This is a genomic window from Micromonospora trifolii (genome assembly GCF_022229005.1).
GTDB classification, from domain to species: domain Bacteria; phylum Actinomycetota; class Actinomycetes; order Mycobacteriales; family Micromonosporaceae; genus Micromonospora; species Micromonospora trifolii.
The window spans coordinates 1-13,074 of sequence record NZ_JAKKFD010000056.1; the positions used below are offsets into that span (position 1 = coordinate 1).

The 13,074-nt window shown below is 69.1% G+C and carries 11 protein-coding genes and 1 pseudogene; 3 read left to right on the top strand and 9 right to left on the bottom strand.

The window, feature by feature from the left end:
• From NIE79_RS34300 to NIE79_RS29415, 6 genes and pseudogenes are all read right to left on the bottom strand, one after another.
• Positions 1–226: pseudogene (locus tag NIE79_RS34300) on the bottom strand (IS30 family transposase); the annotation flags it as partial.
• A 63-nt stretch (positions 227–289) separates the two neighbouring features.
• Positions 290–1,327, bottom strand: coding sequence for an ABC transporter ATP-binding protein (locus tag NIE79_RS29395; RefSeq protein ID WP_238681664.1), 1,038 nt, complete (start codon positions 1,325–1,327; stop codon positions 290–292).
• Complete coding sequence (locus NIE79_RS29400) at positions 1,308–2,339, bottom strand: ABC transporter ATP-binding protein (protein ID WP_238681665.1); 1,032 nt, start codon at positions 2,337–2,339, stop codon at positions 1,308–1,310. The genes NIE79_RS29395 and NIE79_RS29400 overlap by 20 nt, the downstream gene beginning before the upstream one ends.
• Before the next feature lie 6 nt (positions 2,340–2,345).
• Complete coding sequence (locus NIE79_RS29405) at positions 2,346–3,302, bottom strand: ABC transporter permease (RefSeq protein WP_238681666.1); 957 nt, start codon at positions 3,300–3,302, stop codon at positions 2,346–2,348.
• Positions 3,303–3,320: 18 nt separating this feature from the next.
• Complete coding sequence (locus tag NIE79_RS29410; protein WP_238658631.1) at positions 3,321–4,259, bottom strand: ABC transporter permease; 939 nt, start codon at positions 4,257–4,259, stop codon at positions 3,321–3,323.
• Positions 4,260–4,455: 196 nt separating this feature from the next.
• Entirely contained in the window at positions 4,456–6,057 is a 1,602-nt protein-coding gene (locus NIE79_RS29415; protein WP_238681667.1) for a peptide ABC transporter substrate-binding protein, read from the bottom strand.
• 481 nt (positions 6,058–6,538) lie between these two features.
• Between NIE79_RS29415 and NIE79_RS29420 the strand changes: the two genes are divergently transcribed.
• Positions 6,539–7,399 carry a bifunctional methylenetetrahydrofolate dehydrogenase/methenyltetrahydrofolate cyclohydrolase gene (locus NIE79_RS29420; protein ID WP_238681668.1) on the top strand — a complete coding sequence of 287 codons (861 nt, stop codon included), beginning with the start codon at positions 6,539–6,541 and terminating at the stop codon, positions 7,397–7,399.
• Between the two features lie 139 nt (positions 7,400–7,538).
• On the top strand, positions 7,539–8,489 hold the full coding sequence (locus NIE79_RS29425) for a malate dehydrogenase (RefSeq protein WP_238681669.1): 951 nt from the start codon (positions 7,539–7,541) through the stop codon (positions 8,487–8,489).
• A gap of 121 nt (positions 8,490–8,610) precedes the next feature.
• Here the strand turns inward: NIE79_RS29425 and NIE79_RS29430 are convergent, their stop codons facing one another.
• The gene (locus NIE79_RS29430) at positions 8,611–9,411 is read right to left on the bottom strand and encodes an MBL fold metallo-hydrolase (protein WP_238681670.1); all 801 of its coding nucleotides are present in this window, start codon (positions 9,409–9,411) and stop codon (positions 8,611–8,613) included.
• A gap of 137 nt (positions 9,412–9,548) precedes the next feature.
• Here NIE79_RS29430 and NIE79_RS29435 point away from each other — a divergent pair, with 137 nt between their 5' ends.
• Positions 9,549–10,766 (top strand): NADP-dependent isocitrate dehydrogenase, encoded by a 1,218-nt coding sequence (locus tag NIE79_RS29435; protein ID WP_238681671.1) that lies wholly within the window; start codon positions 9,549–9,551, stop codon positions 10,764–10,766.
• Positions 10,767–11,064: 298 nt separating this feature from the next.
• Here NIE79_RS29435 and galT read toward each other — a convergent pair whose 3' ends face one another.
• Both galT and NIE79_RS29445 read right to left on the bottom strand, forming a co-directional pair.
• Entirely contained in the window at positions 11,065–12,141 is a 1,077-nt protein-coding gene (gene galT / locus NIE79_RS29440) for a galactose-1-phosphate uridylyltransferase (RefSeq protein WP_238681672.1), read from the bottom strand.
• Positions 12,138–12,962: a DeoR/GlpR family DNA-binding transcription regulator gene (locus NIE79_RS29445; protein WP_238681673.1), complete on the bottom strand. Its 825-nt coding sequence runs from the start codon at positions 12,960–12,962 to the stop codon at positions 12,138–12,140. Before NIE79_RS29445 ends, galT begins: the two co-directional genes overlap by 4 nt.
• Positions 12,963–13,074: the final 112 nt, after the last annotated feature.

Sequence of the window (13,074 nt, forward strand, 5' to 3'; positions counted from 1 at the left end):
CCGCGCGTGCAAAGACCGGACTATCGCGTTCGTCGTCCCATGCCGCGCAGAGTGATACCGGGACACCTCCCGAGACACCGTGCACACCGGCACCCCCAACAAACCGGCGATCTCACTAATACGCCGACCCGCACCCCACAGATGCTCCAACACCTGCCGATGCCCGAACGTCAACACACCCGGCCTGGCCACCAACACCCCCCAGCACAACCAAGATCAGTTGCACTGAACCTTAGAAACCACCCGGACGAAACGGCCCGTCAACCCCATGATCAACGTGGTGTGGTGGTCAGGCTGCGGTGGTTGGGCGGAGTTCGGCGAAGTGGCAGGCCGAGGGGTGGGGGTCCGCCGCTCTCGGGACCGCCTTGGGGTCCTCGGTGGCGCAGATGTCCTGGGCCTTCCAGCAGCGGGTCCGGAAGTGGCACCCGCTCGGCGGGTCGGCCGGGCTGGGCACGTCGCCGACCAGCCGGATCATGTTGCGCTGGTCGCGGGCCTCCGGGTCCGGCACCGGCACCGCAGAGAGCAGAGCCTGGGTGTACGGGTGGGTGGCCCGCTCGTAGATCTCGTCCTCGGTGCCGATCTCGACGATCCGACCGAGGTACATCACCGCGACGCGGTCGGCGATGTGCCGCACCACTGACAGGTCGTGCGCGATGAAGATGTACGAGAGCCCCAGCTCGCCCTGTAGCTGCTTGAGCAGGTTGATCACCTGGGCCTGGATGGAGACGTCCAGCGCCGACACCGGCTCGTCGCAGACGATCACCTCGGGCTTCAGCGCGAGGGCGCGAGCGATGCCGATGCGCTGACGCTGACCGCCGGAGAACTGGTGCGGGTACCTGTTGATGTGCTCCGGGTTGAGCCCGACCAGGTCCAACAGCTCCTGGACCCGCTTGGCCTTGCTGCCCTTCGGCGCGGCATCCGGGTGGATCTCGAACGGCTCGCCGATGATGTCGCCGACGGTCATCCGCGGGTTGAGCGAGGTGTACGGGTCCTGCATCACCATCTGCATGTTGCGGCGCAGCCGGCGCAGCTCGCCCCCGGAAGCCTTGAACAGGTCCTTGCCCTCAAGGGTGGCGCGTCCGGAGGTGGGCGTCTCCAACCGCATCAGCAGCCGGGCGAGGGTGGACTTGCCGCAGCCGGACTCGCCGACCACGCCGAGTGTCTCGCCCCGGCGCAGCTCGAAGCTCACCCCGTCGACGGCCTTGACCGCTCCGATCTGCCGCTGGAACAGCACGCCCTGAGTGATCGGGAAGTGCTTCACCAGGTTGTCGACGGAGAGGATCGTCTCGCCGCGGACCTTCGTGGGGTTAGCGGGCGACGCTGTCATCACGGACCTCCTGCGCGAAGTGGCAAGCGCTGGTCCGGCCGTCGCCGAGGACCAGGTCGTGCGGCACCTCGTCCACGCAGACCTGCTGGACGTACGGGCACCGGGGGTGGAACGGGCAGCCGGACGGGATGCGCATCAGGTTCGGCGGCAACCCCTTGATCGTCGACAGCTCCTGGCCGCGGACGTCCAGGCGCGGGATCGACTCCAACAAACCCTTCGTGTACGGGTGGGCGGGCGCCTTGTAGAGCGAGCGGACATCGGCGTGCTCGACGATCCGGCCGGCGTACATGACGGCGATCCGGTCCGCGACGCCGGCGACCACACCCAGGTCGTGGGTGATCAGGATCATCGCCATGTTGAGTTCCCGGCGCAGGTCGGCCAGCAGGTCCATGATCTGGGCCTGCACTGTCACGTCGAGGGCAGTGGTGGGCTCGTCGGCGATCAGCACCTTCGGGTCCAGCGCCAACGCCATGGCGATCATGACGCGCTGCCGCATGCCGCCGGAGAACTGGTGCGGGTAGTCACCGATCCGCTTGGCGGCACCGGGGATCTTGACCAGATCCATCAGTTCGACGGCACGACGCCGAGCGTCGGCTCGGGACATGCCGGCGCGCTGGCGCAGCGTCTCACCGATCTGCCAGCCGACCGGGAAGACCGGGTTGAGGGCGGAGAGCGCGTCCTGGAAGATCATCGCGATCTCCTTGCCGCGTATCTGCCGGCGCTGCTCCTCGGGGCGGGTGAGCAGGTCCTCCCCCTGGTAGAGGATCTGGCCGGAGCGGACGAACGCGGGCGGGGTGTCCAGGATGCCCATGATCGCCTGTGCGGTGACCGACTTACCCGAGCCGGATTCGCCGAGCACGGCGAGGGTCTCGCCGGCGTCCAGGTGGTACGACACACCGTTGATCACCCGGGCGACGCCCTCGTTGGTGCGGAACTCGACGTGCAGGTCCCGCAACTCCAGCAGGTGACCGCCCTCGGGTGTGGCAGAGGCGGGCGTGGGATTGATGGTCATGAGGGATCACCGCAGCTTCGGGTCGAAGGCGTCACGGATCGCGTCGCCGAGCATGATGAACGCCAGCACGGTCAGCGCCAGGAAGGCCGACGGGACGATCAACGGGGTGGCCGCCTCCCGCATGTGGATCCGGCCGGTGTCGATGTCCTGGCCCCACGAGATGGTGGGCGCCTTCAGGCCGATGCCGAGGAAGGAGAGCGTCGCCTCGGCGGCGATGAACGAGCCGAGCGCGATGGTCAGTACGACGATCGCCGGGGCCAACGAGTTCGGCAGGATGTGCCGCCACATGATCCGGCTGTTGCCGGCGCCGAGCATCCGGGCCGCCGCGACATAGTCCTGCTCCTTCGCGGTGATCACCGAGGACCGGACCACGCGGGCGGCGGTGGTCCAGCCGAGGAGGGCCAACACGAAGACGACAGCGCCGATCCGAGCCCACTGGCTGTCACTGGACACCCGCTTGAGCAGCACGATCGCGGCCAGCAGCAGCGGGATGCCGAGCACCACGTCGATCACCCGGGAGAGCACCGCGTCGACCCAGCTGCCGAAGTAGCCGGCCAGCATGCCGATCACCAGCGCGATGATTCCGGTGCCGAGCGCGGCAAGCGCACCGACCAGCAGCGACGCCCGGGTGCCGTAGACCGCCCGGGAGTACGTGTCGCAGCCCTGGAAGTCGTACCCGAAGATGGCCCCGCCGGACGGCCCGGCGTGCTGCCGGGAGAGCAGGCAGTCGTTCGGGTTGTTGGCGGTGAAGACCCCGGGGAGCAGCGCCATCAGGGTGAAGATGACGACCAGCGCCAGCGAGATCCAGAAGATCGGGTTGCGGCGCAGGTCGCGCCAGGCGTCCCCGGCCAGGCTGCGGGGCTTGTTCGCGGCGCCGACCTGGTTGGGCGTGCCCGGCTCCCCCGAGGGGCCACGTCGCGCGGCCTGGTTCTCGGTGGCCGCCACAGTCTCAAAGTCACTCATGCCGCCACCTCGCTGCACTTACTCATAGCGGATCCTCGGGTCGAGTACGGCGTACAGGACGTCCACCACCAGGTTCGAGACCAGGTAGACCACGACGAGCACGCTGACGATGCCCACCACCAGGGGGCCGTCCTCGGTCCGGATGCCGCGGAAGAGGTTGAAGCCCACGCCGGGGATGTTGAAGACGCCCTCGGTGATGATCGCGCCGCTCATCAGGTTGCCCAGTTCCACACCGAGGAAGGTGACCACCGGGATCAGCGAGTTGCGCAGCACGTGGACGACGACGATGCGCCGCTTGACCAGGCCCTTGGACCGGGCGGTCCGGACGTAGTCGGCGCGTAGGTTCTCCGCCACCGAGGCCCGGGTGAGTCGTAGGGCTGTGGCCAGCGACAGCGAGCCGAGCACGATGCCCGGCAGCAGGAGCGCGTAGAACGTCGGGTCGGAGCCGGCGGTGGGTGGGAAGAGCTGCCACTTGACGCCCAGGAAGTACTGCGCCAGCGGCGCCAGCACGATGGTCGGGATGCCCAGTACCAGCAGGGTCAGCACCAGCGTCGAGTTGTCGAAGATGCTGGCCCGGCGGATGCCGGCGAGCACCCCGGCGGTGACGCCGAAGATGATCGCCACAGCGAGCGCGATGAGCGCGAGCCGCACGGTGACCGGCCAGGCCTGCTGAAGGATGTCACCGATGTTCCGACCGGTGAGTGACTCGCCCAGGTTGCCCTGGAGCAGGTTCTTCACGTAGTCGAAGTAGCGGTAGAAGAAGCCGCCGACGCCAGTGGCGTCCAGGTGGTACTTCTCGGTCAGGTAGGCCCGCTGCGCTGGCGTCACCGGCCGTTCGCCGGCGAGCGCCTGGATCGGGTCGCCCTGCCCGGCGAATGTCAGCGCGTAGACGATCAGGGTGGTCCCGAAGAACGCCAGGACCATCTGCAGTAGGCGCCGCAGGATGTAGCGGAACATGCTTAGCAGTCTCTCCGGAAATGTGCGAAAGGGTCGCAGGACGGCATCTCTGGTCGTACCCGAAATATCCGAGACGTGCCGTCCGGCCGGGGGAGCCGGCACCACCGACGCCGGGTCCGCTGCTGCGGCCCGGCCCCGGTGGTGCGGTCCGGGCCACCCGGGCTTCGTCGCCCGGGTGGCCCGCACCATGGTCAGCTCAGCTGGCCGCTTCGATCTTGACGAGGTTGACCCGCTGGAACAGGTCCATCTCCACGTTCTTGACCTTGGACGAGTGCCCGAACACGTTCTCGCCGAAGCGGAGCGGGATCACCGGCATGTCCTTGGCCAGGATGTCCTCCGCCTGCTGGTACTTGGCGATCGCCTCGTCCTGCGTCTTGGCGGCGGAACCCTCCTTGACCAGCTTGTCGAACTCCGGGTTGCTGTAGCCGTAGTAGTTCGACGAGCCGTTCGTGCTGTACAGCGGGCCGAGGTAGTCCTCCATGGTCGGGTAGTCCATGACCCAACCCATCCGGAACGCACCCACCGGCGTCTTCTTCTCGACCTTGGTCAGCAGGTCGGCGAACTTCGGCTCGACCGAGCCGACCGCGTCCACGCCCAGGTTGGTCTTGAGCTGGTTGACAGTGGCGTCGACCCAGTCCTTGTGCCCGCCATCGCCGTTGTACGAGATGACGATCTTCGACGGACCGCCGGCGGCCTGGTAGAGCTTCTTGGCCTCGGTCGGGTTGAACTCGGCAGCCTTGCCCGCGGTGTCCTCCCGGTAGCCCGGCAGGACCGGCGCGACGAAGGAGCGCGCCGACGTCTGCGAACCCTTGAAGACCGACTTGGTGATCTCGTCACGGTCGATCGCCATCGAGATGGCCTTGCGCACGTCCGGGCTGCTGTAGTCCTTGTCGAACGTCGGGAACGCGAGGAACTGGAACGACGACATCGGGCTGGTCTTGTACCGGTCACCCAGGTCGCTCGGCGCGGTGCTCAGGCTCTCGGTCGGGATCGTGGGCAGCACGTCCAGGTTGTCCGCCAGGACGTCCGCGTAGGCGGCGGTGAGCTGCTGGTAGATCCGGAACTCGATGTTCTTGACCTTGGGCTTCTCGCCCGGGTACGCGTCGTAGCGCTCGACGTCGATCTTGCTGTCGTGCTGCCAGGTGCCCTTCATCTTGAAGGGGCCCTGCCCGATCGGCGCCTGCTCGTAGGAGTCCTTGAGCACGCCCGGAGCCGAGAACGCGGCGTCCGGCATCGGGAAGAACGCGTTGTAGCCCAGCGTCGTCTTGAAGTCGATGTACGGCTCGGAGAGCGTCGCGGTGAAGGTGAGGTCGTCGACCTTCTTCAGACCGGACATCTCCTTGGCCTTCGGCGCCTTGCCCTGGAGGTCGGCGTAACCAGCGATCTTCTCGAAGAAGGGGTTGGTGTCCTGACCGTTCGGGGCGTACGCGCCGTAGTTCCAGGCGTTGATGTAGTTCTGGGACGTGACCTTCTCACCGTTGTGGAAGGTGAAGCCGTCCTTGATCTTGATCGTCCAGACCTTGTTGTCGGACGAGGTGACCGACTGCGCGGCGACCTCGTACGGCTTGTTCTGGGCGTCGTAGTCGACGAGCGGGCTGAACAGGCCGGCGATCACCTGCGACCCGGACGTCTCGGTGGTGTTTGTGGGAACCAGGTGCTTCGGCTCGGCGATCTGGATGCTGACCACCGAACTGTCGCTGCCACCGGATCCACCATCTCCGCCGCTGCCGCAGGCCGCGAGGCCCAGCGTCACCGCGAGCGGGAGGGCGGTCCAGGCGGCGAGTCTACGAACTCGCATTGAGCCTCCTCATCTCCTCACGCTGCGCAGTCAGGCCCGACGCTGGGTTACGCTGCGCAACAAGCGGTAACGGTAGGTCGGCGATGGGCCTTCGACAACGACGCGGTTGCGGGTGGGTAACGGTCCGGGGTTGCCCCACTTGTCGAGGGCGAACGAACCTGCTAGCAAAAATCGGGTTTATCGACGGTGAGCTGCGGAAATCACGATGGTCCACGAAGTGGTTGGCCCCGCCTGGGTTGCTTCGATGCGCCTGGGGCGGCCGTCCCGTCTCTGCGACACAGGCCCGTCCTGTCTGGTTCGATCGTGATCGAATCCACAAATTGTGACCGGGAGTGACGAGCAACACCTCACGCACGGTCATCCCGTCGGTCGTCGCCCCGGCCTGGCCCGGCCCGCCCGGTGGCTGCCCCACCGCACCGACTGCGGACGGCCCGAGCGAGGTCGTCTGATCCGCGGGTGGTGGCCGTGAGACGATCGGGTCGTGACGGCGACGCTTCTGGACGGCAAGGCAACCGCAGCGGAGATCAAGGACGAGCTGCGCATCCGGGTGAAGGCACTCGCGGAACGCGGCATCATCCCCGGGCTCGGCACGGTCCTGGTCGGGGCGGACCCGGGCAGCCAGGCGTACGTCAACGGCAAGCACCGCGACTGCGCCGAGGTGGGCATCGCCTCGATCCGCCGCGAACTGCCGGCCGACGCCACCCAACAGCAGGTCGACGACGTGCTGGCCGAGCTGAACGCCGACCCGGCGTGCCACGGCTACATCGTTCAACTGCCGCTGCCGGCCCACCTCGACACCCAACGGGTGCTGGAGCTGATCGACCCGGACAAGGACGCCGACGGCCTGCACCCGGTCAACCTGGGTCGCCTCGTGCTCGGCTACGACGGCCCGCTGCCGTGCACCCCGCGCGGCATCGTCGAGCTGCTCCGCCGGCACGACGTGGCGCTGCGTGGGGCCACCGTCGCGGTGGTCGGTCGCGGCAACACAGTTGGCCGACCGCTCGGCCTGCTGCTCACCCGGCGCAGCGAGAACGCCACTGTCACCCTCTGCCACACCGGCACCCTCGACCTCGCCTCACACACCCGGGCCGCCGACATCGTGATCGTCGCGGCCGGCGTGCCGGGTCTGCTCACCGCCGACATGATCAACCCCGGTGCGGTGGTGGTGGACGTCGGCATCACGCGCGTGATCGGCGCGGACGGCAAGGGCCGCTACACCGGCGATGTGGCCCCGGAGGTGGCCGAGACGGCCGGCGCGCTGGTCCCCATGCCCGGCGGCGTGGGCCCGATGACCCGGGCCATGCTGCTCACCAACGTCGTCGAGCGCGCCGAGCGCGGCTGACCCACACGTCGGCGGCGCCGAACCAGGACGGCGGTGACGTTCGCCCCATCCCGGCGATGGCCGCCGCCCCTGGCCTGATCGGTGCCAGGATGACTGATACGGTCCGGAAAACCGACTGGTATCAGGGAGTGGGACGACCATGGGTAAGAAGGTCACTGTCGTCGGGGCTGGCTTCTACGGCTCCACCACCGCACAGCGCCTGGCCGAGTACGACGTCTTCGACACCGTAGTGATCACCGACATCGTGGAGGGCAAGCCCGCGGGCCTCGCGCTCGACCTCAACCAGTCCCGGGCCATCGAGGGCTTCGAGACCAAGGTGGTCGGCGTGACCACCGGCCCCAACGGTGAGGGCTACGAGCAGATCGAGGGCTCCGACGTCGTCGTGATCACCGCTGGTCTGCCCCGCAAGCCAGGCATGAGCCGGATGGACCTGCTGGAGACCAACGCCAAGATCGTCCGCCAGGTCGCCGAGAACGTCGCCAAGTACGCCCCGAACGCCGTCGTCATCGTGGTCTCCAACCCGCTGGATGAGATGACCGCGCTGGCGCAGCTCGCCACCCAGTTCCCGAAGAACCGGGTGCTCGGCCAGGCCGGCATGCTCGACACCGCCCGGTTCAGCAACTTCGTCGCCGAGGCGCTGAACGTGCCGGTGGCCTCGGTACGCACGCTGACCCTGGGCTCGCACGGCGACACCATGGTCCCGGTGCCGTCGAAGAGCACCGTGAACGGCAAGCCGCTGCGCGAGGCCATGCCGGCCGAGCAGATCGAGGAGCTGGTCGTCAAGACCCGCAACGGTGGCGCCGAGGTGGTCGCGCTGCTCAAGACCGGTTCGGCCTACTACGCCCCGTCCGCCGCCGCCGCCCGGATGGCGAAGGCCGTGGCGGAGGACTCCGGCGAGGTCATGCCGGTCTGCGCCTGGGTCGACGGCGAGTACGGCATCTCCGGTGTCTACCTGGGTGTCGAGGCCCAGATCGGCGCCGAGGGCGTCAAGCGGGTCGTCGAGACCGACCTGGACGCCGACGAGCGCGCCAGCCTCCTGGAGGCTGCCGAGGCCGTCCGCGCCAAGCAGGGCGACATCTCCAGCATGTAGTTCCCCGTACCAGCACGAAGGGCGCGTCGGCCAAGCCGGCGCGCCCTTCGCCGCCCCACGGCACTCTCCCCGCCCCGCCCCGCCCCCGCCCGTGATCTTGGCCGGGCCGGCCGGTGAGCGATCAGTGGTGCGGGGTGAAGGGGGTGCCGAGGTGGGGGGTGGCCAGGACGGTGGGGGAGTGGGTGTTCAGGGCGGCTCGCCGGGAGACGCGGGCCTGTTCCGGGTCTTCCTCGTGGGCGTACGCCAGGTCGGGGTCGACGAGTTGCACCATGTGCACCAGCAGGTCCCCGGTGAGCAGCATCCGTTCGTCGGCCGAGGTCAGGAGCACCGACTGGTGGCCGGGGGTGTGGCCGGGGGTGGGCAGCAGACGTACCGCCGGGGTCAGGGCGGTTTCCCCGTCGACCACCCGGAGCTGGCCGGCGGCGCGTAAGGGCGCGATGAGGCCGGCCGGCAGCCCCGGGTTGAGCGTCTCCGCCGCGTCGAGTTCGGCGCGCTGTAGCAGGTAGCTCGCGTTCGGGAAGTACGGCCGACCCGGTGTGCCGGTGACCGCCCAGCCGATGTGGTCGCTGTGCAGGTGGGTCAGGACGACGGTGTCGACATCGGCCGGGTCGATGCCCGCGGCGGCCAACTCGGCGGGCAGCCGCCCCGGCACTGGCGCCCAGCTCGCGGCGGGTGCGTCGGCCGGGCCGATCCCGGCGTCGACAACTGTGACCGGCCCGTCGCCGGCGCGGATCGCGAAGCTGCGGAACGGCAGCCACCACTGCCCGTCGGCGGTCACCGAGTCGGGGTCGCGCCGGTCGGCCTCCGCCCAGTGCGCCGCCGTGGCCTGCGGAAACGCCTCCGCGCGGGGCTGGAAGAAGGCACCCTCACCGTCGGTGAGTGCGGTGACCGTGATAGACCCGAGGGTGCGGTTCAGTGGCATCGGACGATGATTCCAGGGCATTCCTGTTCCGCGCAGCCCGGTTCCGCCGGCCGGTCGAGGCCGGCTGGGGGCTGCCGGCCCAATTGCAGTACGCTCGTACTGCTTGAGCACGTGTCCCCCGAGAGGAGCGCCGGCCGATGGCGAAGATCAAGGTAAACAACCCGGTCGTAGAACTCGACGGCGACGAGATGACCCGGATCATCTGGAAGCAGATCCGGGAGCAGCTGATCCTGCCCTACCTCGACGTCGACCTGCACTACTACGACCTGTCGATCCAGCACCGCGACGAGACCGACGACCAGGTCACGATCGACGCCGCCAACGCCATCAAGGAGCACGGCGTCGGCGTCAAGTGCGCGACCATCACCCCGGACGAGGCCCGGGTCGAGGAGTTCGGCCTGAAGAAGATGTGGCGGTCGCCCAACGGCACCATCCGCAACATCCTCGGCGGCGTCGTCTTCCGTGAGCCGATCATCATGTCCAACGTGCCGCGGCTGGTCCCCGGCTGGACCAAGCCGATCATCATCGGCCGGCACGCCCACGGTGACCAGTACAAGGCCACCGACTTCGTCGTCCCCGGCCCGGGCACGGTGACCATCACCTACACCCCGGCCGACGGCGGCGCGCCGATGGAGATGGAGGTCGCCAACTTCCCCGGCGGCGGCATCGCCATGGGCATGTACAACTACGACGAGTCGATCCGGGACTTCGCCCGGGCGTCGTTCCGCTACGGACTGGACCGCAACTACCCGGTCTACCTGTCCACCAAGAACACCATCCTCAAGGCGTACGACGGCCGGTTCAAGGACATCTTCGCCGAGGTGTTCGAGGCCGAGTTCAAGGCCGAGTTCGCCGCTGCCGGCATCACCTACGAGCACCGGCTCATCGACGACATGGTCGCCGCCGCGCTCAAGTGGGAGGGCGGCTACGTCTGGGCCTGCAAGAACTACGACGGTGACGTGCAGTCCGACACCGTCGCGCAGGGCTTCGGTTCGCTGGGTCTGATGACCTCCGTCCTGCTCTCCCCGGACGGCCGGACCGTCGAGGCCGAGGCTGCGCACGGCACTGTCACCCGGCACTACCGGCAGTACCAGAAGGGCGAGAAGACCTCGACCAACCCGATCGCGTCGATCTACGCCTGGACCCGGGGCCTGGCCCACCGGGGCAAGCTGGACGGCACCCCGGCGGTCACCGAGTTCGCCAACACCCTGGAGCAGGTCATCGTCGACACCGTCGAGGGCGGCCAGATGACCAAGGACCTCGCGCTGCTCATCTCGCGCGACGCCCCGTGGCTGAGCACCGACGAGTTCATGAACGCGCTCGACGAGAACCTGGCCCGCAAGATCGCTGCCTGATCCAGGCGTACCGCGTCATCGGAGCCCGCCGGCACCCCTGCCGGCGGGCTTCGGCGTGTCCGGCGCCACCGCGCCGGTCGGCGTCACTGCGGCCGGCGCGCCTCGTTGACCAGGATGGACGAGATGCCAGTCGCGTCCAGGAAGGTTGACCACGGTCGACCCGCGGCACCCGTGCGCCGATCAGCCAGCCTTCCCGGCTGTGCCGTGCACAGCCAGCCGTCCCTTCCCTGCGGGGGGCCCTGTCCCGGGCCCCCCGCGCCCTGTTTCCCGACAAGCCCGCGCCGCGCACGGCAGGTTTTCAAACGGCGCGCAGCAGGTCGGCGGCGCGTTCCGGGGCGATGTCGTTGATGAAGACGCCCATCCCGGACTCCGAGCCCGCCAGGTACTTCAACTTGTCGGCGGCCCGCCGGATGCTGAACACCTGTAGGTGCAGGTGGCCCAGCTCGCGGTCGATCCGCACGGGCGCCTGGTGCCAGGCCGAGATGTACGGCATCGGCATGTCGAACAGGCCGTCGAAGCGGCGCAGCAGGTCCAGGTAGAGCGGCCCGAAGGCGTCCCGCTCGCTGTCGTCGAGCGCCGGGATGTCCGGCACCACGCGGCGCGGCGCGATGTGCACCTCGAACGGCCAGCGCGCGGCAGCCGGGACGAACGCCGTCCAGTGTTCGTTCTCGGTGACCACCCGGTCGCCGGTGGCGCGCTCGGCGGCCAGCACGTCCGCGTACAGGTTGCCCCCGCCGGTTCGCTCGGCGTGCCGGCGCGCCGCGGCCAGCAGCGCGCGGGTGCGCGGCGTCACGAAGGGGTACGCGTAGATCTGGCCGTGCGGGTGGTGCAGCGTGACACCGATCTCGACGCCCCGGTTCTCGAAGCAGAAGATCTGCTCGACGCCGGGTAGCGCGCCGAGCACCTCGGTGCGGTCGGCGAGCGCGTCCAGCACGGTGCGGACCCGGCGCGGGGGCAGGCTGGCGAAGGAGGCGTTGTGATCCGACGTGAAGCAGACCACCTCGCACCGGCCGAGGCCCGGCCGGACCGGTGTGAACGGGGTGATCTCCCCGGGCTCCTCGGCCACCCGACCGCTCAGCGAGGGGAACCGGTTCTCGAAGACCACCACGTCGTAGTCGGGTGCGGGGATCTCGGTCAACCGGTCGCCCACCGACGGGTCGAGGGGGCACTCGTTCGCCGGCGGGAGGAAGGTGCGGGTCTGCCGGTGCACGGCGACCGCCACCCACTCGTCGGTCAACGGGTCGTAACGCAGCTGCGACGCGGGAGGAGGTGGCGGCAGGTCCCGGCGGTCCGGCTGGTCGCGGACCGCGTCGTCGCGCTCGTCGAAGTAGATCAGCTCCCGGCCGTCGGCCAGGTCGATCGCGGTGCGCTTCACGGCGCCGTCCCCTCAGTTGTCGGCGTGCGCGTCACGCGGCCCGCCCCTGTCGCCTTCACCATGATCAGTTCGCCCACCTGTTCGCCGAGTACCCGTCGTGCGGGTGGAGGCAACCGGTCGTCGCTGACCAGTACGTGGGCCGCCGCCAACGCGACGATCGAGGAGATGCCGACCGTGCCCCACTTGGTGTGGTCGGCGAGCACCACCAGTTGGTCCGCCGCCGCCACGAGCGCGCGATCGGTCTCCGCTTCCATCAGGTTCGGGGTGGTGAAGCCGGCCCGCTCGGTGATGCCGTGGACGCCCAGGAAGAGCAGATCCAGGTGCAGTGACCGGACGGCCCCGACCGCGAGCGGGCCGACCAGCGCGTCCGACGGTGTGCGTACGCCGCCGGTGAGCACCACCGTCTGGTCGGGGCGGCCGCCGGCGTGCATGATCTCGGCCACCGGCAGCGAGTTGGTCACCACTGTCAGCTCGGGCACGTCCACCAGTCGGCGGGCCAGCTCGGCCGTGGTGGTGCCGGCGGAGAGCGCGACCGCCGCTCCCGGCCGGACCAGCTGAGCCGCCCGGTCGGCGATGGCCGCCTTCTCCGGCAGTTGGCGGACCGACTTGGCGCGGAAGCCCGGCTCGTCGGTGGAGCTTGGCCCGGTGGTGGTGGCGCCACCGTGCACCTTGGCCAGCAGGCCGCGCTCGTGCAGCGCGTCGAGGTCACGCCGGATGGTCATGTCGGACACGCCGAACTCGCCTGCCAACTCGCTGACCCGGACGCCGCCGGTCGAGCGGACCCGCTCCAGGATGGCCGCCTGCCGCTGCTGAGCGAGCATCCGCCGTGCCTCCCCGAGCGTCCACGTACCCTCACGCGGTCAAACGTGTTCCAACAAAGATGAACACTAGCGCGTGGCGCTCAGCGGTGGAAGGAACGGGTACGGCGACGCC